The sequence below is a fragment of the Bradyrhizobium lablabi genome, from assembly GCF_001440475.1.
Taxonomy (GTDB): Bacteria; Pseudomonadota; Alphaproteobacteria; order Rhizobiales; family Xanthobacteraceae; genus Bradyrhizobium; species Bradyrhizobium lablabi.
In genome coordinates this window covers 41,056-63,293 of record NZ_LLYB01000082.1, presented here as the reverse complement: position 1 = coordinate 63,293, position 22,238 = coordinate 41,056, and the positions used below count along the sequence as shown (strand labels likewise).

The window sequence follows — 22,238 nt, the reverse complement described above, 5'->3', positions numbered from 1 at the left end:
ATCCGGAGATTACCGATGCTGTTCATGGTGATCGAGCGCTTCAAGAACCAGGACCCGATCCCGGTCTACCGGCGCGTCCGCGATCCCGGCATCAAATTCCCTGATAGCCTGACCTATGTCGGAAGCTGGATCGAGCCCAATTTCGACCGCTGCTTCCAGCTGATGGAATGCGACGACCTGCGGCTGCTGCAGGAATGGGTGCTGGCGAACAACCGCGATCTCGGCATGACCTTCGAGATCGTCCCGGTCGTCCCGAGCAAGGAGACACGCGAAGTCGTCGCGCCATACCTCGACGAGGAATAGCTGGGTTCACCGCTACCCCATCGCCACCCTGTCGCCGCCGTGCTCGCGTTGATCGAGCCACATCGTGCCGAACGCGAATGCCAGCCAGCCGAAATTGTAGAGGAAGCCGATGATCAGAACGAGCCAGCCGGGAATCGGTCCGACCGCGGCGCGATCGACAAATTCCGCAAGGGTTGACGCGGGCGTCGGATGGATTGCGATCTTGCCGTAATAGGCAATCACCTGGACGGCGAGAATCCAGACGTAGTTGCGACGCAGCCGCCGCCCTGCCGCACGGACAAACGAAATATGGTGGCGGGGCGCGGTGTAGTCACGCCCGAGCGTCACCTGCCAGCTATCGTCGCGGGCTTCACCGGTGAATATCGGCGCGTAGAAGTTCGTCTCCAACCATCGAGCACGAGCGCGCCAGACATTGAAGTAGCGATAGCGTCGCGCCTCCATGCCGAGAAACACGGCAATGAGCAGGCCGACGAGCAGGAGCGGCAGCGGCGAAGCCTCCGGGCTGGAAAAGGTCGTCGACAGCGCGATGCCCATGGTGACGATCGCCCAGTTGGTCGTGTTGTCGAGCCGCGTTCTCCAGATCGTCGAACGGTAGACCTCGCCCCGGTAAAGATGGGCGATGGCACCCATCTCAGCCGAATTGAAGATGTGCTGGCGGTGTGTTTCGCTGGAAGCAGTAACAGACATGGCGGGACTCCGGTTGTCCGAACCGGGGATCACCGGCATTGACCCGCGAGACTCCACGTCATCAACGCCGATGAACCTATCCGGAATTGTGACGGCGCAACTATGCGCGCCCTGAGACCGAATTGCCAGCAACAGGTCGCGCAATCGAACGCTGCAGCACACGATCCTGACGCCACCGCGGGCGAATGGTAAATGCATCGTGAGGTTGCGCGGGCGAAGCCGTCCAATCCTTTTACGATGTCCTCATGAAGCCCGATCTATGAACTCCGGGAGGTTCAGGATTCAGGCTCGTGAAGAATATCGCCACTACCGCCGCGGGCGTTGCAATCCGCGCCCTAACGCTGGTCCGGGCATCTAGAGGGTTTTCTCTCCTCTACATCGTCCTGATTTGCGCGGCAGGCTTTGCGGTCGTTCCGATCATTCTTCTCTGGCCTGTCGCGCGGCATGAATGGAATATGCCGGCCCCGTCGGAAACCTGCTCCAGCGCGACGTTCCACATCAAGGTCGCGAACGCCGAATTCGCCATTCCGGTTTCCCCTATTTTCACCATCTATCGGGCCAATCCCACCACAGCCTACGGTGACGCCGATTTCCTTTCCGATGCCAGCCTTCAGACCTTCTGTGGTTTGAGCGAAAATGGAAAGCGGCCTGTGCAGGCCACCAATATCTCACTGCGCTTTGGGGGATACGATATGTACACCCCGGCCATATGCGCGGGTCCAGTCCCGGACGCAGCCAAAACCTATTGTGCTACAGACAAGTCGGCGCGGCCCGGCAACATCGACAGCCTCGATTTTCCGCTTCAGATATACGTCTTTGCACCCGACGAGGTGACACTGGACCATTTCGGCGGATCGCGTTCGAGCTATGCGGATTCGTTGAACGCACAATCGCGGTCCAACGGACCGGTGTTCATCAGGTCCGGGACGTTGGCTCCGGATCAGCATCCCCTGACGTTCGAGTGCTCTGAAAATGGCGACGGCTATTGGTGCAAGACGTCGTACGCCTGGAACGATGGCGCCTTTCTCCAGTATGAATTCCGGTCAGGCCGCCTCGACGTCGCCGCCAGAGGCGGTCGCGTCGATGCCGAAGCTCGAAAGTTTCTTTCCGGCTTGAGGACTCAACACCAATAACAGGCGAGACCGTGGGCTGCCGCTCGTCGGCCAGGAAGGCCGCTTCCCTCAGGCGCCACCCATCGCCTGCTCGATCGCCGACAGCGCCGCATTGGCCTTGGCGCCATCGGGGCCGCCGGCCTGCGCCATGTCGGGCCGGCCGCCGCCGCCCTTGCCGCCGAGCGCTTCGGAGCCCTTGCGCACCAGCTCGACCGCGTTGAAGCGCGCGGTGAGATCGGCGGTGACGCCGACGACGATGCCGGCCTTGCCGTCCTCGGTGACGCCGACAATCGCGACCACGCCGGAGCCGATTTGCTTCTTGCCGTCATCGACCAGGCTCTTGAGATCCTTGGTCTCGACGCCCTCGACCGCGCGGGCCAGCAGTTTGACGCCGCCCGCTTCGCGCACGCCGGCTGCGCCGCCGCCATTGGTGACGCCGCCGCCCATCGCGAGCTTCTTGCGTGCATCCGACAGGTCGCGTTCCAGCTTCTTGCGCTCTTCCATCAGCGCCGCGATGCGCGAGGGCATGTCGTCGACCGAGGTGCGCAGCTCCGCGGCTGCGTTCCTGGCCAGCGCCATCGTATCGTTGGCGTGCTTGCGCGCGTGACGCCCGGTCAGCGCCTCGATGCGGCGCACGCCGGAGGATACGGCGCTTTCGCTGGTGACCGAGATCAGGCCGATGTCGCCGGTACGGCGCACATGAGTGCCGCCGCACAGTTCGACCGACCAGCCGAGCGCGTTCTGCCCGTGCGCGCGATCCTGTTTGCCCATCGAGACCACGCGGACCTCGTCGCCATATTTCTCGCCGAACAGCGCGCGCGCGCCGGCCTCGCGGGCGTCATCCACCGCCATGATGCGGGTGGTGACCTCGTCGTTTTCGAGCACGACTTCGTTGGCGATGTCCTCGACGCGAGCGAGCTCTTCCGCCGTGATCGGCTTCGGATGCACGAAGTCGAAGCGCAGGCGGTCCGGCGCCACCAGCGAGCCGCGCTGGGCGATATGGTCGCCGAGCACCTGGCGCAGCGCCTCGTGCAACAGATGCGTCGCCGAGTGATGGGCGCGGATCGACGAGCGTCTGGCGTGATCGACCTCGAGCTGCAGCGCGGTGCCGACCTTCAGCGTGCCCTGCTCCACGGTACCCAGATGCACGAACAGATCGCCCGCCTTCTTCTGCGTGTCGGTGACGCGGAACTTGACGCCCTCGCTCGTCAACAGGCCGATGTCGCCGACCTGGCCGCCGGACTCCGCATAGAACGGCGTCTGGTTCAGCACGATCGCGCCGGTCTCGCCCGCCTTCAGGCTGTCGGCATCCTTGCCGTCCTTCACCAGCGCGGTCACCACGCCCTCGGCGCTCTCGGTGTCGTAGCCGAGGAATTCGGTGGCGCCGAGCTTTTCGCGCAACGGGAACCAGATGGCCTCGCTGGCGGTATCGCCCGAGCCGGCCCACGACGCGCGCGCCTTGACGCGCTGTCGCTCCATCGCGTCGGAAAACGCCGCCTGGTCGACGCTGATGCCGCGCGACTTCAGCGCGTCCTGCGTCAGGTCAAGCGGGAAGCCATAGGTGTCGTACAGCGTGAACGCGGTGTCGCCGTCGAACATGTCGCCCTTCTTCAGGCCACTGCTCTTCTCGTCGAGGATCGAAAGCCCGCGCTCCAGCGTCTTGCGGAAGCGGGTCTCTTCCAGCCGCAGCGTCTCCTCGATCAGCCTCTCGGCACGCACCAGATCCGGGTAGGCCTGGCCCATCTCGCGGACCAGCGCCCAGACCAGGCGATGCATCAGCGGCTCCTTCGCCCCGAGCAACTGCGCATGGCGCATGGCGCGGCGCATGATCCGGCGCAGCACATAGCCGCGCCCCTCGTTCGACGGCAGCACGCCGTCGGCAATCAGGAACGACGACGCCCGCAGATGGTCGGCAATGACGCGGAACGACGCGATGTTATCCTTCCCGGGACCATGTCCGAGCGCTGAGCCCGTCGCATCGATCAGGTTACGGAACAGATCTGTCTCGAACACGCTTTCGACGCCCTGCAGGATGCAGGCCATACGCTCCAGCCCCATGCCGGTGTCGATCGAGGGACGCGGCAGCGGCACGCGCTCCTCCTTCGTCACCTGGTCGAACTGCATGAACACCAGGTTCCAGAATTCGAGGAAGCGGTCACCGTCCTCCTCCGGGCTGCCGGGAGGTCCGCCCCAGATGTGCTCGCCACGATCGATGAAGATCTCGGAGCACGGGCCGCACGGGCCGGTATCGCCCGCCGCCCAGAAATTGTCCGAGGTCGCGATGCGGATGATGCGGTCGTCCGAGAAGCCGGCGATCTTCTTCCAGTAGCCCGCCGCCTCATCGTCGTCGTGATAGATGGTGACGAGCAGCTTGTCCTTCTTCAGCCCGAAATCCTTGGTGACCAGGTTCCAGGCGAGCTCGATCGCCCGCTCCTTGAAGTAGTCACCGAAGGAGAAGTTGCCGAGCATCTCGAAGAAAGTGAGATGGCGCGCGGTGTAGCCGACATTGTCGAGGTCGTTGTGCTTGCCGCCGGCGCGCACGCATTTCTGCGCTGTGGTGGCGCGCTGATAGGAACGCTTCTCGATCCCCGTGAAGACGTTCTTGAACTGCACCATGCCGGCCGCCGTGAACATCAGCGTCGGGTCGTTGCGCGGCACCAGCGGCGACGATGCCACGATCTCGTGGCCGTTCTCCTTGAAGAAGTTCAGAAAAGTCGACCTGATGTCGTTGACGCTGCTCATGTTCATCCAATCGGGCAAAGGGCCGGATCAGGCGGCAACCAGCCCTTAACCTTCCGGCGGAACGCTTTTAGACAAGGCGGCCTGCGGTGTCCAGAAACTGTGCAGGCGGATCATAGGCTTGCCGCAGCACACAAGATGGGCACGCACATCCCGTTGATAATGCTGCGGCTGCGTTGACAGGCTTGGCAGGCCTGTGTTTCCCTCCTATTTGTAAGACGTCACGTCGGGAGAGATCGGCTTCAGCGCCGGCGCCGAAGGAGCAACCGCCCCGGAAACTCTCAGGCAAACGGACCGCGTGACGAAATAGCATCTGGAAAGTGACGCCGGGCGACGTGCCCAGGGCGTCCGCCGACGGGATAATACTCTCAGGCACAGCGACAGATGGGGCTTTCTTAGGGTTTGCGGAGGCTGGTCTCCGGAACCCATGAGGGCCTAACGGATGCTGGCACGCGACGAATCTCCCCTCAAACGCACCCCATTGCACGCGCTCCATGTGGCGCGCGGCGGCAAGATGGTTCCGTTCGCGGGCTATGAGATGCCGGTGCAATTCCCGGCCGGCGTGCTGAAGGAGCATCTGCATACGCGAAGCTCAGCCGGCCTGTTCGACGTCTCCCATATGGGCCAGCTCGCGCTGCGGGCGAAATCCGGCAAGGTCGAGGACGCGGCGCTGGCGCTGGAGCGGCTGGTGCCGCAGGACATCGTGGCGGTGCCGCCGGGACGGCAGCGTTACGCCCAGTTCACCAATCATGACGGCGGCATTCTCGACGATCTGATGGTGGCCAATTTCGGCGACCATCTGTTCCTGGTGGTCAACGCCGCCTGCAAGGCCGAGGACGAGGCGCACTTGCGCGCGCATCTCTCCGAAGCTTGCGTCATCGATTCGCTCAGCGACCGCGCGCTGATCGCGCTGCAGGGGCCGAAGGCGGAATCGGTGCTGGCGAAGCTTGGCACCGGCGTTACGGCCATGAAGTTCATGGATGCCGGTCCGCGCAAGGTGGCCGGCTTCGACTGCTTCGTCTCCCGCTCCGGCTATACCGGCGAGGACGGTTTTGAGATTTCAGTGCCGGCCGCACAGGCCGAGGCGCTGGTGACGATGCTGCTGCAAAATCCTGACGTATTGCCGATCGGCCTTGGCGCCCGCGACAGCCTGCGGCTGGAAGCCGGGCTCTGCCTCTATGGCCACGACATCGACACCACGACGACGCCGGTCGAAGGCGCGCTGGAATGGTCGGTGCAAAAGAGCCGCCGCAACGGCGGCGCCCGCGCGGGCGGATTTCCCGGGGCTGATAAAATTCTCGCACAATTTGAAAAAGGCGCATCGCGCCGCCGCGTCGGCTTGCTCGCGCAAGGCCGCGCACCGGTGCGCGAAGGCGCGCTGTTGTTCGCCGATGGCGCCACGGGCGAGCCGATCGGCAAGGTCACGTCCGGCGGCTTCGGGCCGAGCCTCAATGCGCCGGTGGCGATGGGCTATCTGCCGACACCGCTTTCCGCCACCGGCACACAGGTTTTTGCCGAAGTGCGCGGCCAGCGGCTGCCGCTGCAGGTCGCTTCCATGCCTTTCGTTCCCAACACCTACAAACGCTAAATCTGCAAACGCTGATTCAAACGCCAGAGGAAGTTTCATGACGACGCTGTTCACCTCCGACCACGAATGGCTCCGCATCGAGGGCGATGTCGCCACCATCGGGGTCACCGACTACGCGCAGTCGCAACTCGGCGACGTCGTGTTCGTCGAACTGCCCAAGGTCGGCCGCGCGCTGAAGAAGGCCGAGGCCGCCGCGGTGGTCGAATCCGTGAAAGCCGCTTCGGATGTCTACGCGCCGATCTCCGGCGAGGTGATCGAGGTCAACGAGGCGCTCGCCGCCGAGCCCGCGCTGGTGAATTCCGACGCCGGCGGCAAGGCCTGGTTTTTCAAGCTGAAGATCGCGGACACAAGCGAACTCGGCGGCCTGATGGATGAGGCCGCGTACAAGGCCCATACGGCTTAAGGAAGCACGCCATGAACGCGCCGCTCAAGACCAGTGCCGAAGCCGCCACCGATTTCGTGCGCCGACACATCGGCCCCTCGCCCCGCGACATCCAGTCCATGCTGGACAGCGTCGGCGCGAGCAGCCTCACGGAGTTGATGAGCCAGACGCTGCCCGGCTCCATCAGGCAGAAGGCGCCGCTCGATCTGGGGCCTGCATTGAGCGAAACCGAGGCGCTGTCGCATATGCGCGAGCTGGCCGCGCAGAACGAGGTGTTCACCTCGCTGATCGGCCAAGGCTATTCCGGCACCATCCTGCCCGCGGTGATCCAGCGCAATATTCTGGAGAACCCGGCCTGGTACACCGCCTATACGCCCTATCAGCCCGAGATCAGCCAGGGCCGGCTGGAGGCGCTGTTCAACTTCCAGACCATGATCTGCGATCTCACCGGGCTCGACGTCGCCAACGCCTCGCTGCTCGACGAGGGCACTGCCGCGGCCGAAGCGATGGCGCTCGCCGAGCGCGCCTCGCAGGTCAAGACAAAGTCGTTCTTCGTCGATGCCGAAGTACATCCGCAGACGCTCGCGGTGCTGCGCACCCGCGCCGAGCCGCTGGGCTGGAATCTCGTCGTCGGCGATCCCCTCACCGATCTCGACAAAGCCGACGTATTCGGCGGCGTGCTGCAGTATCCGGGCACGTCAGGCACGGTGCGCAACCTGCAGCCGGCGATCGCGGCGCTGCGCGCCAAGGGCGCGCTCGCCGTCGTCGCCGCCGATCTTTTGGCGCTGACGCTGATCGCCTCGCCCGGTGAACTCGGCGCCGACATCGCCATCGGCTCGGCACAGCGATTCGGCGTGCCGATGGGTTATGGCGGCCCGCATGCGGCCTATATGGCGGTGCGCGACGCGCTGAAGCGCTCGCTGCCCGGCCGCATCGTCGGGCTATCGGTGGATTCGCGCGGCGCGCCGGCCTATCGGCTCGCGCTACAGACCCGCGAGCAGCACATCCGCCGCGAGAAGGCCACCTCCAACATCTGCACCGCGCAGGTGCTGCTGGCGGTGATCGCCTCGATGTACGCGGTCTATCACGGCCCCGAAGGGCTGACCCACATCGCGCGCACCGTGCACCGGCGCGCGGCGGTGCTGGCAGCGGGCTTGCGCAAGCTCGGCTTTGCATTGCAGAGCGAGGCGTTCTTCGACACCGTGACGGTGGATGTCGGGGCCAAGCAGGGCGAGATCGTCCTCCGGGCGCATGCCGAAAAAATCAATCTGCGCCTTGGCGACGGCACGCTCGGCATCGCGCTGGATGAGGCCACAACGCCCGAGACCGTCGAGGCGGTGTGGCGTGCATTCGGCGGCAAGCTGTCCTATGCCGAATTCGAGATGACCGCGCGCGAGGCCCTGCCCGCCGCCCTGAAACGCGACAGTGCGTTCCTCACCCATCCCGTGTTCCACACGCACCGTTCCGAGACCGAGCTGTTGCGCTACATGCGCAAGCTCAGCGATCGCGATCTCGCGCTCGACCGCGCCATGATCCCGCTCGGCTCCTGCACCATGAAGCTGAACGCGACCACGGAAATGATCCCGCTGACCTGGCCCGAGTTCGGCTCGCTCCATCCGTTCGCGCCGTCCGAGCAGGCCAAAGGCTATCACGTGCTGTTCAGGCGGCTCGAGAGAGCGCTGTGCGACATCACCGGCTATGACGCGATCTCGCTGCAGCCGAATTCGGGCGCGCAGGGCGAATATGCCGGGCTCTTGGCGATCCGCGCCTATCACGCGGCGCGCGGCGAGCCGCACCGCAAGGTGTGCCTGATCCCCTCCTCCGCGCACGGCACCAACCCGGCCTCCGCTCACATGGTCGGCATGGAAGTCGTGGTGACCGCCTGCGACGCGCGCGGCGACGTCGACGTCGACGACCTCCGCGCCAAGGCCGAGAAGCATTCGAAGAATCTCGCCGCCGTGATGATCACCTATCCCTCGACGCATGGCGTGTTCGAGGAGCACATCACGGAGATCTGCGACATCGTCCACAGCCATGGCGGCCAGGTCTATCTCGACGGCGCCAACATGAATGCGCAGGTCGGCCTGTCGCGGCCCGGCGATTACGGCGCTGACGTCAGCCACCTCAATCTGCACAAGACGTTCTGCATCCCGCATGGCGGCGGCGGCCCGGGCATGGGCCCGATCGGCGTCAAGGCGCATCTTGCGCCCTATCTGCCCGGCCATCCCGCCACCGACGGCACAGTGCCGGCTTCCGTCGGTCCGGTGTCGGCGGCACCGTTCGGCTCGGCGTCGATCCTGACCATCTCCTACATCTACATCCTGATGATGTCGGGCGAAGGCCTCACGCGCGCCACCGAGATCGCGATCCTCAACGCCAACTACATCGCGAGCCGGCTCGATCCGCATTTCCCGGTGCTTTACAGGAATGCCAAGGGCCGCGTCGCGCATGAGTGCATCGTCGATCCCCGCGCGCTGAAAGCAACGAGCGGCGTCACCGTCGACGACATTGCCAAGCGGCTGATCGACTACGGCTTCCATGCGCCGACCATGAGCTTCCCGGTGGCGGGCACGCTGATGATCGAGCCGACCGAATCGGAATCGAAGGCCGAAATCGACCGCTTCTGCGACGCCATGATCGCGATCCGCAGCGAGATCACGGAGATCGAGATCGGCCGCTGGAAGGTTGAAGCCTCGCCGCTCCGCCACGCCCCACACACCGTGCACGACATTGTCGATGATGCATGGAATCGTCCCTATGGCCGCGCCACGGGTTGTTTCCCCGATGGCGTCTCGCGCACGGACAAATACTGGAGTCCGGTCGGGCGCGTCGACAACGTCTATGGCGACCGCAATCTGGTGTGCTCATGCCCGCCGGTCGCGGACTACGCGCAAGCCGCGGAGTGATGGCCGTGTAGGATGGGTAAAGCGCAAGCGAAACCCATCACAGCTATCACCGTATGCGGCACGATGATGGGGCTCGCTTCCGCCTTCGCTCGTTGAGCTACGGCGGGCAAGTCGCTCTACCCATCCTACGGTCTACCGTGAGGCGTTCGCTTTCGCGCACCCGCTGCTACGGCACGAGCAGGACGGGATCCCAGCGCCACAGCCGGTCGTTGGTCAGGTGCGTGCCGCCCCACCAGCGATCGATCGGGTTGTGCCGGCTGAAATCCTCGGTGCCGGCCAAAATTGCCTTGCCGAGCGCGGTGAGCGACAGCCGGCTTGCCTTGTATCGCGCGAGACGCTCACGCTCATTGTGCACCAGCGTGAACGGCCATTCCGCGAGGCCTGACACGGCCGGTACCGGGGCGAGCGCAAGCCCTTCCAGGAGAGCGCCGGCCTCCCAATAGCCGAACACGCGGCGCTGAAAGCGCTGCCTGTAGTGGGGAAACACGTCGAACGGATACACATACCCGGCTGCGATCAACTCCAGAATCCGCAGCTCCGACGCACCCAGCCCGGTTGCGCGCGCCGGCAGCTCTTCGAGCATTTCCAGAACGCATCTCCGAAGCTGCGGCAAGATGCTCAGATCCCTGCTCAGCAGGTTGAACCAGTCGTGCGGCGTCGGTGCCCGGATGGACTGCCACGCCAGGCCGGCGACCTCGATATGGCGGTCATCGATGGCGACACCCGGAAATTTCATCTCGGCGAGGCGTGCCGGTTCTGTCTCGCCGAGAGAGGCATCGACGTGCCGCAGCGTGATGCCCAGGCTCTTCGCCTGCGGGCCGAGATGATCGAGCAGCCAGATCAGGACCAGCTGAGCATTCGGCTCTGTATCCATCCAGAACTCGACGGTTTCAGCGCGCCGGCACGCGTCGATCAATCCGAGATCGCTCATGCCGAATTTCTGCAGACGCCACGGCGGCACCGAATCGAGCCAGTGGGAGCCTGGCTCCTGGCTCGTTCTCGCCGCCCAAAAGGCTGCAAGCTCCGCATCGGAGCGTGGCGGTCCCCAGACCATCCGAAGCTCGATGGCGACAGCCAGATCGGCGTGACCGGCCGATACAACGCCGCCCGCACTTGAGGAATCCGCCGTCAGGACCAGATGCGTCATACTCGTCACCATTCACAGACAACAAAACGGGCGCTGTAGACGTCGGCAACTCAACGTCCGCAGCACCCGTCCGTCACGTTTCAGGCCTTAACCCCTGAAGCGTTTCTGAAATTTATTCGTCGTCCGCCGGCTCCTCGCCGTCGGCGTCGCGCTCGGCGGGGCCAGCCAGAATCTGCTCGGCGATCAGGCCGGAGTTCTGGCGGATCGCCGTCTCGATCTTGGCGACCATGTCGGGATTGGCCTTGAGGAAGGTCTTGGCGTTCTCGCGTCCCTGCCCGAGACGTTGGCTGTCATAGGAGAACCAGGCGCCGGACTTTTCGACGATGCCGGCCTTGACGCCGAGATCGAGGATCTCGCCCATCTTGGAGACGCCCTCGCCATACATGATGTCGAATTCGACCTGCTTGAAGGGCGGCGCCAGCTTGTTCTTCACCACCTTGACGCGGGTGGTGTTGCCGACGACTTCGTCGCGCTCCTTGATCGCGCCGATGCGGCGGATGTCGAGGCGGACGGAGGCGTAAAATTTCAAGGCGTTGCCGCCGGTGGTGGTTTCCGGCGAGCCGTACATCACGCCGATCTTCATGCGGATCTGGTTGATGAAGATCACCATGGTGTTGGACTTGTTGATCGAGGCGGTGAGCTTGCGCAGTGCCTGGCTCATCAACCGCGCCTGCAAGCCAGGCAGCGCATCGCCCATCTCGCCCTCGAGTTCGGCCTTCGGCACCAGGGCGGCGACCGAATCGACCACCAGCACGTCGATCGCGCCCGAGCGCACCAGCGTGTCGCAGATTTCCAGCGCCTGCTCGCCGGTGTCGGGCTGCGAGATCAGGAGTTCGTCGATGTTGACGCCGAGCTTGCGCGCATAGACCGGATCGAGCGCGTGTTCGGCGTCGATGAAGGCGCAGATGCCGCCCTTCTTCTGCCCTTCCGCCACCGTGTGCAGCGCCAGCGTGGTCTTGCCTGACGATTCCGGCCCGTAGATTTCGACCACCCGCCCCTTCGGCAGGCCGCCGACGCCGAGCGCGATGTCGAGCCCGAGCGAGCCCGTCGACACGGTCTCGACGTCCATCGAACGGTCGTTCTTGCCCAGCTTCATTACCGAGCCCTTGCCGAACTGGCGCTCGATCTGGGAGAGCGCGGCGGACAGGGCCTTGGTCTTATCCATGGAGGATCCTTCAACGATACGCAGGGCAGTGGCGGACATATTACGTGCTCCTTATGGCGGGGATTCGCGAGCGGGACAAACGGCGGCGAGAGGCTTTTTTGTTCGATTTCGTCTGGGAATCTTTGTACCACGTTTGTTCTATGTTCGCAATATGTTCTTCGCGCGCTGGGGATGCTGTCCCATATTCCGCTCCCCGGTCCCCTGGTTTGTGGTTACCGCTGTCCTAATCTCAAATTCGAGCGTAGGTTTCACGGCCTCACAACCTCTGGAGGCAACGCCAAATGTCTCTCTCAACAAGGAATTTCATCGCAGGCTCGGCAATCTGCCTGGCTTTCGCAGCCTTGAATGGAGCCGCCATGGCAGCGCAGGCGGAGTCGCTGGGGTATCAGTGCCGCGCCGCGGTCCGCGCGGAATTGAAGGGGCCTGATTGCCGGATGGCGTTGCCCCCTAGCCCGACCAGCCACTGCAACATACCGGCTAACGCCGACGTCGAGGTCATGGACAACAAAGTCAATGAATGCGTCAGGCGGGGTGGCCCGGGACGACAATCAAAAATCCGATCCTGATCAAGGTCTCGAGGCCGCCTGAGTTGGCGGCCTCTTGATTTGGGTGCTGGCCTGTTTCGACCCTGATGGCCTGATTTGAATTTGGCGGTCGCCTGGTTTGGGATTACGATGGCTCCATGAGCCCCCGCGCACGATATTGGACTCTGCATTGGATCAGAGTCTTGCTTTGGCCGCTGCCCGTCCTGACGATAGTCAGGGCTTGCACCGCCCGACGGTCCGTCATCGCCGCGAAGTAAGGCCAGCTCAAATTGGCGGGCCTCTTTCATTACGAGCCCTTCCCCGCATCTCCTCTGCGAGTGGTCCAGCGAGAGTTGGGGCGCATATCCTGTCCTGGATACAGAGACAGCGCGCCGTCTAAAGTTAACGCGCGTTGCGTACACAAGTGGACAGAACTATGCCCGTCTGTGGTGCATCATAAGATCATCACCGCACGGTGCTTGGCTTCTATCGGTGATGAGAACGCCTCATTGCGCTCCCGCCTTCCTCCAATGGAAAGGAACAGCGCGTGCGAAAGCGTCGCCGTTTCAAACAGACATCAACGTTAGAAGAGCGACTGGCCGAAGATACGGCTCAGTTGCGCGAGCAGGCTGAGACGCTCAAACCAGGCCTCGCACGGGATAATGTCCTGCGCCGAATCCGGCAGAACGAAACCGCCATCCACATCAGCGAATGGTTGGCATCGCCCGATCTGAAAGCTCCGATCTGAAGCAAGTCCGTCTCAGGTGGGCGCCGTCCGAGGACAGCACCGGAGTGATGCCCCGCTCCGGCCAGCAAGGAAATAGCTGTCTGAACCCACCTCGGCCGGCGGCCTCTCTTCGCAAGCCGTGGTCCGCCTGCGCGCAAAATGAAAGGGCCGCCTCGCAGGCGGCCCCCAGCCGGTACAAATTGGTTCGGGATGAAAAGCAGCCCCGGCGACAGTCACCATAGGGCTTTCGACGCGCGTTGGGGATTCCGTAACACCACGGTGTTTTCATACCCGGACCGCTCAAGCCAACTACGCAAACATACGGAAGTGACCCGGCCCCGGAGGCCCGGCATATTTCCCGCCCATGGGCCGACATATCCTGTTCAAATGTCCACGGCTGGGCACCAACGTTCAGCATTGGCTTCCGGCGATCGCCCCGGAAGACGGACCCAATTCGTATGTTTCCGTCGTCTGCCTAGCCTGCACCCGGCTTCATTTCATCCACAAGGAAACCGGCAAGCTTCTGGGCGAGGACTGACGGCTGGAACCGGCCCGGACCGGCCGCTGCCACCATGGCCCGCAGGGGCCGAGCGAGCGACCGGGTGTGGCGAGCCTGCTCTAAGTTCACTTTTGTACTTTTTCTCCGGAACGGATTCCGCCGCAGCGCGTAATCGCATCGGGTGCAGCGCGAAGGGTAGTAACGGGGAACCAGTATTGTGCCGGGAAAAAAATACCTGACGGAACAAGCGGCAACCTTTCTCAAGTTTGCAATGGCCACCACGGATCCGGATGTCGCAGCGGGCTTTCTCGACAAGGCCGCCGACCTTTCGGCGAGAAGTGAAGAGGCGCCGGACGCCAGCCCCCGGGCGCCTGATGTAGAGCAGCCGAAAGGCTAGCTCTCCGATGAGGCCGCCACCGGGGCGGCCTCATCGTCATTGGCTGGCCTGCACGTGAGACACCGGCGAGGTCGCTTACAATTTTAGAAGTGCTTGCAGCTTTCGCTGCACCGTCCGTCAAGGCGCGCGCGCTATGCATCGTACATGCAGACACAAATGACCGCCCTCGCCTACGAACCGATCCTGCCAATGCTTCAACGCCATGGCGCCGCTCTCCTCACACGGCTCTTCAGCCTGAGCCGCTCACCGGAGCCTTCGCGGGTACCGCCGCCCGTCCGGCCGGGAGACGCGCCGTCGCGAACCCACATTCCATCGCGGCAGCCTTATCCATCGCGTCAGGATTGAGAGCGGCAGCTGCCGCGCTCTCTCCCTTCAAACGCGTCGCCTGCCCCGCTGCATCCTGCCGTGGTCGAGCTTGCGTTCGGCGGCTTGGGCAATCCCTCGCACATTGCCGAAATGTTAGACGACGACTCTCATCCTTCGTGGTTGCATGCCGCACATAACAACACCGCGAAGGGAGAGCCGAATGAAGATCGCCGCTGTCGTCCTGTCGCTTGCCGTTTCCGGCATTGTCCTGTCGACCCCGCTTGCGCCCGCGTCCGCCTCTAAAATGAACGGCAAGTGTTGCCAGTCGTCCGATGGCGGCCGCTCGGCCGCCTACGTCAGGCAAATGAACCGCCGCGCGATCCCGCACACCTGCAGCGCCTACGCGGCTTCGTGCCTTCGCGATTCCGCCGACCGATCCGACAGCGTTCAGATGTGCACAGCCGCCAAGACGGAGTGCATGAAGACCGGCGTTCATGTCGGCCCTTATAGCGGCAGACATTACGCCGGCATGGCCAGGATCTAGCGCACGATCCGAAAAAGCCGGCACCGGTTTTCCCGGCGCAAGGAGGGCTGGCCGCCCGCGCCAGCCCAACGACCCCGCCGCATGGGGCTATGCAGCGAGGTCGCCGACGGCGGGGAAAATCTGGAGGACCACCCCGCCCTCGCGAGCAGATACGTCCGCCCCACGCCGCTCGTTTCAGCGCGCAAATCGCCCGGCAAATTCGCCTGAATGGCGTTGAACCTTTTTCGTCGCCCCCAGACAAAATTGTTGCCTGGGCAATTGCATACTCGGGGAATAGGCCTGCGCCGCCAAGCGACGATATTCCGCTTGCGCGGCGCAGTGCTTTTTGCGGGGCATAAAAACGGGACAGCCGGGAATTTGGACGCGTCCGCGGGGTTGAAACGCCTACAGCGGAGGAGGACTTCGCCGTGCGCACCCCGCGCGGCGACCGTTATTTATCGAACAGACGACCAGCGCTTGCGCTAATAGCCCTGCGTCGCATCCAGTTGAAGAATTGATCGCGAGCTGACGCAACGGCGCGCCAAGCTGACGCCCCGAATCGGGGCCTGCGCAGGTAACTGCAAACCTCCCCCGCTCCCGTCGCCGGTGTTAAAGACCGGCATGTGACAGGCTCCCTGTCTAGCTGTACCGAATGCCAATTGCAATTTTAAGTATGGGGATTGAATTTTGAAGCGGTGGGAACCGCAGCAGGATTCTTATATGATTCACAAGGGCGTTGAATACAGCGTGACCGCGGTCGCTCCGGGCGTCTGGAAATGGCAGTTCCGTATTGGCGAGCGGGTGGTCGCGGGAAAGACCGAAGCCAAGCTCAATCTGCTTGCCATCCGGCGGGTCCAGCTTCGGATCGACCGGGAGCTAAAAAAAGCTGACCAGGAATAACCCGTTGGCCGGCTGCCTTTGCAGGAAGAGATTTTTCAGCACTTACATCAAGTTAGAGGCGAGGGATCATCCCCTTTATATGCCCGTCAACGTGCTTAGCCCGTAAAAACCCGGAGTTGATCTTTGGATAGGCCAGGAATTCACTCCACGGCGCTTGGGTGGAGCACGGGCCAGCGGTGGCCCATTTTGCATTTGGTCAGCTTGCCATGCCGATCTTCTTCTTCTGCGTTCGACATGGCGAGGACGCAAGCGTCAGTAATGATGGCGCGGAATTTGCCGACCATAACGCCGCCTGGAAGGAAATGACCGGGGTCTGCGGCGACATGATCGCGGATGTTTCCCGGAAACTCTCCGAAAATGCCGAGTGGCAGATGGAATTGCTGGATGAATCCAAAAAGCCGGTGTTCCGGATTCGCCTGGTTGCGGAGACGCTGCAGGATACTGATCGAGACGAGCGCTAGTTAGCGGGCGCCTTCCGGGAAGCGGGATCTCCTTCGGCTGGCGGCGCCACCTCGCCCCGAAGCTCCTTGGCAGATACAAATCGGACGCCGACCAGTTCGCCCCTGCGCCAGATCAACGTGCAGACCCGCCGCACCTCGCCGCCTGCGGTCAGCGAAAGGCCGAACATCTTCGGCACCGCGAGGTCGCCGACATCAAGACAGGCGCCATTGTCTGATATGTCGAGGATGTAGCACTGGATCCATGGCGCATCCGGCGCCGGGATCAGGAATCCCTGCTTGTGCAGGTCGACCCGAACGAACTTGCGGGCCCCCAAGTCTTTGCGGTCTCTCGCCATGATTTCTCCACTACGTAGAAATTACTAGGCGGAACACCTGAATACCGAGTTATCGGAATTCGGCAAAAATCGGGGAGTCGATGTTAATTCCGGCGGGACCCAAGCTTAATCGGCGCTGGCAAGCCGGCGCATCGTGAATTCGATCTCGCCGCCGGGCAGCTCGCGCCAGCTTTCGACCGAGCTCATATAAGCCGCCTTGGGATAACGGGTGAGGAAATCGCGCGCCCTCGCCCTCGCTTGGTCGCGCGGCAGCGTAAACGTCTCGCGCAGATAGCCGTCGCCCGGCTTGCGCCGGCCGGCCATCCGACTCGCGAGATCGCGCGGACGAAAGACCATGTCGCAACTCCAGACACGATGACGACAGGTCAAATATATGGGACGCGGCGAGTGAATCCTACTCGCCGTTGTCGCGAGGCATTACTGGCTGCTGGTGCCGGTCTTGCTCTTTGACTGCTTGACGGGCGCAGCGGCCTTGGGGGTATCCGTGCTGCGCACGGTCCCCCAGGGATCGGAAGCGGCCTTGGCATCGGGAATCTTCTTCAAGGATTCCTTGTAGGCCTTATCCTTGATCGCATCCGCCTCCTTCTCCTCCGGCGATTTGGACTGGAACTCCGGCATCAGGTTGATGTTGGGGGTCTGCGCGTAGGCCGGCGCCGTCAACAACACCACCACTGCGGCCGCGCTCAGCATTCTCATGACGATCTCCTTTAGGACGCTGACTTTGCGTTTCCGGGTAGGATACCACCGGCCCAACCGCGTCGCCAAGCATTGGAGCCCAACCTTTGATTCGACGCGGACTCGCAGGATTTCTTGCCGTATTTGTGGCCCGCCGCCGGTGTTCCCTTCATCGAAATGACCACTACAATCGGCCGGCAACAATATCAGGCGGGGAAACGGGCGTTCATGCAACAACAACCACAAACGGCGGAATTTGGTATCGCGGAAGCCAGGCGCGTGCTCGGCGAGGTCTTTGCGCCCTGGGTGATGGATCTCAACCTGTCGATCGAGCGCTTTGACGCTACCCCGCCCGAGGATGCCGCCGACTGGCAGCCGGGCGCGGTGCTGCGCCTGCCGTTCTCGGAGCGGCTGTGCCGCAATGGCGGCACCGTGTCGGGCCAGGCGCTGATGGCGTTCGCCGACACCGCGATGGTGATCGCCAACCTCGCCGCCAACCGCGGCTACCGGCCGATGACGACGGTCGACCAGACCACGCATTTCATGCGCGCGGTCGCCGCCTCCGACGTCCTGGCGGATGCCCGCGTCGTCCGCCTCGGCCGCACCATGAGTTTTGGCCGCGTCACGCTGCTTTCCGCCGCCGACAACAAGCCGGTGGCCATGGTCTCGAGCGCGTTCGCGATGCTTTAGCTACTGTGCATGGGGTTGTTTTCGTAGTTTTCGATTCCGCCGCCAGCGCCAGGCCAGCATCGCCATCAGCAGCACCACGACCGCAGCCGCGGCCGCACCGGCTGAGAATCTTCCGCCCGGCCGGTCGATGGTTCTCGACATCAGCGAGGGCGACTCGCCCGGTCGCGCCAGGCGGAACGCCACCACGCTGTCGCCAATGGTCGTGCCCGACTCGGAATGACCGCCGGCGCCGATCGCGACATATTGCTCGCCCTTCCATAGATACGTCATGGGATTGGCAACGCCCGGCACCGGCAGCCTTCCCTGCCACAGCTCCTGCCCCGATCGTGCGTCGAAGGCGCGCAGATACGCATCCATCGCGCCGCTGAAGACAAGGCCGCCGGCAGTGATCGCGACGCCGCTGACGAGCGGCGTGCCGAAATGAAAGGCGATGCCGAGCGGCGCGCGATCCTCCGTGGTACCGACCCGCGCGCGCCAGAGAATTTTCCCTGCCTTGAGATCGACCGCGACCATCTCACCCCAGGGCGGCTTGTTGCATAACAGCCCGAGCGGCGACAACGCGACCGCGCGCGTCATCGCAAACGGCGTGCCCTGCTGCCGTCCGAAGTCGTGGCCGGGCGGCGGGTTGAAGCCATCGGCGACCGTCGCGCGTGGCAGCAGCTTGACGATATGGATCGCCCGCGTCGTATTGGCGTAAAGGATCTGATTGACCGGATCGAACGCCGCGCCGCCCCAGTTCACGCCGCCACCGGTCATCGGATACACCACGGTGCCTTGCGTCGACGGCGGCGTGTAGAGACCATCATTGCGCGCCGACGCGACCTGCGCGCGGCAGGCTTCGCCATCCCAGAACGGAATCAGGCCAAACACGCCATCGGCCGAAATTTGCTGCGGCAGCATCGCCGGCACGTGGGTCGGAAACGGCTGCGTCGGCGAAAGCTGCTCGCCTTCGGCGCCGCCTTGCGGAACGCTGCGCTCCTCCACCGGCCATATCGGCTTGCCGGTGTCGCGATCGAGCACGAACACAAAACCCTGCTTGGTCGGCTGGATCACGACGTCGCGCTGGCCCTCGCCGGTATCGATGCGCGCCAATGTCGGCTGCGCCGGCAGGTCGTAATCCCAGACATCGTGATGCACGGTCTGATACGACCAGACCCGTTCGCCGGTCCCGGCGCGCAGCGCCACGACCGAATTGGCATGATCGTTGTTGCCGGGCCGCTTGCCGCCCCAGAAATCCGGGCTCGGCGACGACGTCGGCAGGAACACGAGCCCGCGCTCCTCGTCCACCGACATCGGCGCCCAGACATTGGCGTGGCCGGCGGTGACGCCGTCATGCAGCAGCGGATCAAAACTCCAGCGCGGCTGTCCCGTCCGTGCATCGAAGGCGCGCACCGTGCCGGGCGGCGCTTCGGCGCGGCGGTTGTCCGCGATTGCGGAGCCGACGATGACGGTGTCGCTGGCGATGACCGGCGCCGATGTGATCTGGAATTCGCCGGGCCATTCCAGCGCCATGTCGGTCTCGAGCCTGATCTCGCCATTGGCGCCGAAATCGGTGCAGGGAGTGCCGGTCCTCGCGTCGAGCGCGATCACGCGCGCGTCGTTGGTGCCCATGAAGATGCGCGCGCGGCAGGCGGCATTTTCAGCGGCGCGTCCGTCGACCCAATAAGCGACGCCCCGGCAGTTGTAGCGGTTGGCCGGACGCTGCGCGGTCGAGATCTTCGGATCGTATCGCCACTTCTGCGCACCGCTGCCGGGATCGAGCGCAATGACTTCGTTGAAGGGCGAGCAGAAGATCAGGCTGTCCTCGACAAGCAGCGGGGTCGCCTGAAATTTGGTCCGCCGCATCACCTCGGGTGCGCGGCGGTCGAGATCGCCGGTGCGAAACTCCCAGGCGCGGACGAGATTGCCGACATTATCGGGCGTGATCTGGTTGAGCGGCGAAAACCGCGATCCCCCGCGATCGCCGCCCCAATGCTCCCAGGCCGAAGCAGGAAGCAGGTTACCCGCGCCAAATATGGCAATGACGAAAGCGAACAGACAAACCGGATTTCGCATCCTGCCCCGCAAACGCAACCTAAACGCTTGCGGGACCGATTACCCTATTGCCGACTCAGTATCCACCCCTCTGGCCGCCATAGTGGCCGCCGCGTCCGCCGCCGAACCCGCCGAGACCGATCCCGATGCCGATGCTGACCGGCGGTGGCGGCGGCGCATCGTACACCACGCGCGGGGGCGGACGGCGAACGACCACGACGTCGTCATCTTCCTCGCGTACGCGCCGCGGCGGCTTGCGATCGACCCGCTTCGGCGGATCGGGCTCGATCCGCCGGACCGGCGCATTGACCTTGATCGGCTGCGGCAGCTGTGGCGGCTGCACGTTGCAGGGACAGGTCAGCGCGACGTTCTGCGGCAGCGCGGCGTTGGCAGCCGCAACGGCTGGCGAGAACTCGGGACGGTTGCGCAGCCGCTCCTCCAGCTTGCGCGCGGTCGCGCTGAGATCGCTGTCGGGGAATCGCGTCAGGAACGAGCGATAGCCGGATGCGGTGTTGATCAGCACGGCATTATTCCACGCCACCATACGGCGGTGCCTGACCAGCCAATCCCGCGCCAGCCGCCCGAGCGACGTCTGCGGGTAGAGGCCGGCAAAGGCCTCATAGGCTTCGTCGGTGCCGTCGGCCACGATCAGATCGTTCGCCGCCTCGACCGGCTTGCCGTTCAGGTCGCGCGTCCACTCGGCAACGCTCTTCTTGGGCGCAGCGGCCGGCTTGGGCCCTGCGATGGAGGTGCCTGAAAAGCGGAAATCCTCGGTCAGCGACGAGCTGTCCCACGGGGTCTGCCGGCCTTCGGTGACCTTGTTCACCGCCAGCCGCACGCGCTTGAAGGTCTCCTCGATCGGAATCCCCTGCTCCTTGCCGGCCGCGAGCAGCGCGGTCGTATACGGGCTGTTGTTGCCGGAGCCGTCCTCCGCGACCGCGCCGGGCGAGGTTGAGAACGACAGGAAGGTGCCGGGCGCGCCGACCTTGGCATCGACCAGCGCCAGCCCGCTGCCGGCGGTCTTCAGCTCGGGGAACGGATTGTTGCGGCAGGCATCGAGCATCAGGATGCGCATTCTGCTCGGCACCGACGTCAGCGTATTGAGGATGTCGTTGAGGCGCACCGCCTGGATCGGAATGTCGGCTTCGCGCTTCGCATCGATGTCGACCGGGATCAGAAAATTCTCGCCGTCGACCTGCAAGCCATGGCCGGCGTAAAACACCAGTGCCACGGTGTCGGCGCCCTTGGCCGCTACCCGGCCCGCAAATTCGCTCACCGCCTCGCGCATCTGATTTTGCGAAAGATCGGACGCGGTCGAAACCTCGAAGCCGGAATCGGTCAGCAATTTCGTGACCGCCTTGGCGTCGTTGGCCGGATTGGGCAGCGCCGGCACCGAGCGATAGGCGGATTGGCCGATCACCAGCGCGAGGCGATTTTCGGCGAAGGCAGATGGTGCGCCCAACAGCAACGCGGCTGGAACCATCAAACTAAACAGCGTGTGACGGAGCATGATGCCATCTCCCGACAATGCAGGCTTCGGGTTGGTCACGCCCCCGAAGCCAAAGGTTCAAGCCGGTCGCGCCATGTGAGGCGCGACGACGGCCCGATTGAAGGGCGATGTTGTCGCAGGCCGAGAATCCCCTGCAGTGATCCAAATCACAGTCGCGAGATCGTTTTGTGTGCGGCGATCCCCTGTCCGGAATGGCCCTGCCGGGCTAAAACAACCTCCGATGCGGCGGATTGGGGTTCATATAGCGCTGGTGGCGGGCGCGGCGCTAACGCTCGCGGGTTGCGGCTTCGCCGACGTCCGCGCGCCGGTGCCCGACTTCATGCGCGGCAAGGCGCCCGACCCGCCCACGCTGGGAACGCCGCCCGACGTCAAATTGCTGCTGCGGCAGAAGCTGGACTCAGTATTCGTAGCAGCCTCGCAGCCTACGCATGTTCGCGTCTCCGAGCCGCGCCCCAACCTCCGCGGCCCCGGCTGGACCGCCTGCGTCAAGGCCGAAGTGGTTTCGGTGACCGGCAAGCCCTTGGGCACGCAGACCTATCGGATCGAGATTTCCGACGGCGTGATCGCCGACCGGCAAAAGGTCGAAGCCGAGGACACCTGCACCAGCGAAAGCTACGAGCCGGTCTGA

Annotated in this window: 21 protein-coding genes and 2 riboswitches; of the genes, 12 read left to right on the top strand and 9 right to left on the bottom strand. The window is 63.9% G+C overall.

Going from position 1 to position 22,238, the window contains the following annotated elements; genetic code table 11:
* The first annotated feature begins 15 nt into the window (after nucleotides 1–15).
* Nucleotides 16–303, top strand: coding sequence for a DUF3303 domain-containing protein (locus CQ14_RS22850; protein WP_057860089.1), 288 nt, complete (start codon nucleotides 16–18; stop codon nucleotides 301–303).
* A gap of 12 nt (nucleotides 304–315) precedes the next feature.
* Here the strand turns inward: CQ14_RS22850 and CQ14_RS22845 are convergent, their stop codons facing one another.
* Nucleotides 316–1,134 (bottom strand): DUF2270 domain-containing protein, encoded by an 819-nt coding sequence (locus CQ14_RS22845; RefSeq protein ID WP_245320457.1) that lies wholly within the window; start codon nucleotides 1,132–1,134, stop codon nucleotides 316–318.
* Nucleotides 1,135–1,280: 146 nt separating this feature from the next.
* On the opposite strand from CQ14_RS22845, the gene CQ14_RS22840 reads away from it, so the two are divergent.
* A complete protein-coding gene (locus CQ14_RS22840) occupies nucleotides 1,281–2,123 on the top strand; it encodes a hypothetical protein (RefSeq protein WP_156435302.1) in 843 nt (280 codons plus the stop codon).
* A gap of 48 nt (nucleotides 2,124–2,171) precedes the next feature.
* On the opposite strand, the gene alaS is transcribed toward CQ14_RS22840, so the two are convergent.
* Nucleotides 2,172–4,844: an alanine--tRNA ligase gene (alaS, locus tag CQ14_RS22835; RefSeq protein ID WP_057860172.1), complete on the bottom strand. Its 2,673-nt coding sequence runs from the start codon at nucleotides 4,842–4,844 to the stop codon at nucleotides 2,172–2,174.
* 213 nt (nucleotides 4,845–5,057) lie between these two features.
* Nucleotides 5,058–5,148: riboswitch (glycine riboswitch) on the top strand.
* A gap of 3 nt (nucleotides 5,149–5,151) precedes the next feature.
* Nucleotides 5,152–5,228, top strand: a riboswitch (glycine riboswitch).
* A 55-nt stretch (nucleotides 5,229–5,283) separates the two neighbouring features.
* On the opposite strand from alaS, the gene gcvT reads away from it, so the two are divergent.
* Genes gcvT through gcvP form a run of 3 tightly spaced genes read left to right on the top strand, consistent with a single transcriptional unit; the run spans nucleotide 5,284 to nucleotide 9,717 of the window.
* Nucleotides 5,284–6,429, top strand: coding sequence for a glycine cleavage system aminomethyltransferase GcvT (gene gcvT / locus CQ14_RS22830; RefSeq protein WP_057860086.1), 1,146 nt, complete (start codon nucleotides 5,284–5,286; stop codon nucleotides 6,427–6,429).
* A gap of 37 nt (nucleotides 6,430–6,466) precedes the next feature.
* Nucleotides 6,467–6,832, top strand: coding sequence for a glycine cleavage system protein GcvH (gcvH, locus tag CQ14_RS22825; protein ID WP_057860085.1), 366 nt, complete (start codon nucleotides 6,467–6,469; stop codon nucleotides 6,830–6,832).
* A gap of 11 nt (nucleotides 6,833–6,843) precedes the next feature.
* Nucleotides 6,844–9,717, top strand: coding sequence for an aminomethyl-transferring glycine dehydrogenase (gene gcvP, locus CQ14_RS22820; RefSeq protein ID WP_057860084.1), 2,874 nt, complete (start codon nucleotides 6,844–6,846; stop codon nucleotides 9,715–9,717).
* A gap of 166 nt (nucleotides 9,718–9,883) precedes the next feature.
* Here the strand turns inward: gcvP and CQ14_RS22815 are convergent, their stop codons facing one another.
* Both CQ14_RS22815 and recA read right to left on the bottom strand, forming a co-directional pair.
* Entirely contained in the window at nucleotides 9,884–10,864 is a 981-nt protein-coding gene (locus tag CQ14_RS22815) for a hypothetical protein (protein WP_057860083.1), read from the bottom strand.
* Nucleotides 10,865–10,976: 112 nt separating this feature from the next.
* On the bottom strand, nucleotides 10,977–12,068 hold the full coding sequence (recA, locus tag CQ14_RS22810; protein WP_057860082.1) for a recombinase RecA: 1,092 nt from the start codon (nucleotides 12,066–12,068) through the stop codon (nucleotides 10,977–10,979).
* 1,032 nt (nucleotides 12,069–13,100) lie between these two features.
* Here recA and CQ14_RS42465 point away from each other — a divergent pair.
* The 5 genes from CQ14_RS42465 (at nucleotide 13,101) to CQ14_RS22790 (ending at nucleotide 16,366) form a co-directional block, all read left to right on the top strand.
* Nucleotides 13,101–13,301, top strand: coding sequence for a hypothetical protein (locus CQ14_RS42465; RefSeq protein ID WP_082649992.1), 201 nt, complete (start codon nucleotides 13,101–13,103; stop codon nucleotides 13,299–13,301).
* 749 nt (nucleotides 13,302–14,050) lie between these two features.
* Nucleotides 14,051–14,176 (top strand): hypothetical protein, encoded by a 126-nt coding sequence (locus CQ14_RS47650; RefSeq protein ID WP_283807258.1) that lies wholly within the window; start codon nucleotides 14,051–14,053, stop codon nucleotides 14,174–14,176.
* A gap of 526 nt (nucleotides 14,177–14,702) precedes the next feature.
* Nucleotides 14,703–15,026, top strand: coding sequence for a hypothetical protein (locus CQ14_RS22800; RefSeq protein WP_057860080.1), 324 nt, complete (start codon nucleotides 14,703–14,705; stop codon nucleotides 15,024–15,026).
* 699 nt (nucleotides 15,027–15,725) lie between these two features.
* On the top strand, nucleotides 15,726–15,905 hold the full coding sequence (locus CQ14_RS22795; RefSeq protein ID WP_057860079.1) for a hypothetical protein: 180 nt from the start codon (nucleotides 15,726–15,728) through the stop codon (nucleotides 15,903–15,905).
* A gap of 206 nt (nucleotides 15,906–16,111) precedes the next feature.
* Nucleotides 16,112–16,366, top strand: a complete 255-nt coding sequence (locus tag CQ14_RS22790) for a DUF6894 family protein (protein ID WP_057860171.1) — start codon at nucleotides 16,112–16,114, stop codon at nucleotides 16,364–16,366.
* Here CQ14_RS22790 and CQ14_RS22785 read toward each other — a convergent pair.
* The 3 genes from CQ14_RS22785 to CQ14_RS22775 all read right to left on the bottom strand — a co-directional run bounded on the left by CQ14_RS22785 (nucleotide 16,363) and on the right by CQ14_RS22775 (nucleotide 17,397).
* Complete coding sequence (locus CQ14_RS22785; RefSeq protein ID WP_082649991.1) at nucleotides 16,363–16,701, bottom strand: PilZ domain-containing protein; 339 nt, start codon at nucleotides 16,699–16,701, stop codon at nucleotides 16,363–16,365. The genes CQ14_RS22790 and CQ14_RS22785 overlap by 4 nt on opposite strands.
* Before the next feature lie 105 nt (nucleotides 16,702–16,806).
* Nucleotides 16,807–17,037 carry a hypothetical protein gene (locus CQ14_RS22780; protein ID WP_057860077.1) on the bottom strand — a complete coding sequence of 77 codons (231 nt, stop codon included), beginning with the start codon at nucleotides 17,035–17,037 and terminating at the stop codon, nucleotides 16,807–16,809.
* Nucleotides 17,038–17,118: 81 nt separating this feature from the next.
* The gene (locus CQ14_RS22775) at nucleotides 17,119–17,397 is read right to left on the bottom strand and encodes a hypothetical protein (protein ID WP_057860076.1); all 279 of its coding nucleotides are present in this window, start codon (nucleotides 17,395–17,397) and stop codon (nucleotides 17,119–17,121) included.
* Nucleotides 17,398–17,604: 207 nt separating this feature from the next.
* On the opposite strand from CQ14_RS22775, the gene CQ14_RS22770 reads away from it, so the two are divergent.
* Complete coding sequence (locus CQ14_RS22770) at nucleotides 17,605–18,066, top strand: PaaI family thioesterase (RefSeq protein ID WP_057860075.1); 462 nt, start codon at nucleotides 17,605–17,607, stop codon at nucleotides 18,064–18,066.
* Here CQ14_RS22770 and CQ14_RS22765 read toward each other — a convergent pair whose 3' ends face one another.
* Both CQ14_RS22765 and CQ14_RS22760 read right to left on the bottom strand, forming a co-directional pair.
* Entirely contained in the window at nucleotides 18,067–20,121 is a 2,055-nt protein-coding gene (locus CQ14_RS22765) for a pyrroloquinoline quinone-dependent dehydrogenase (protein WP_057860074.1), read from the bottom strand.
* 55 nt (nucleotides 20,122–20,176) lie between these two features.
* Nucleotides 20,177–21,610, bottom strand: a complete 1,434-nt coding sequence (locus tag CQ14_RS22760; RefSeq protein WP_057860073.1) for a caspase family protein — start codon at nucleotides 21,608–21,610, stop codon at nucleotides 20,177–20,179.
* Between the two features lie 220 nt (nucleotides 21,611–21,830).
* Between CQ14_RS22760 and CQ14_RS22755 the strand changes: the two genes are divergently transcribed.
* Entirely contained in the window at nucleotides 21,831–22,238 is a 408-nt protein-coding gene (locus CQ14_RS22755; protein WP_057860072.1) for an LPS-assembly lipoprotein LptE, read from the top strand.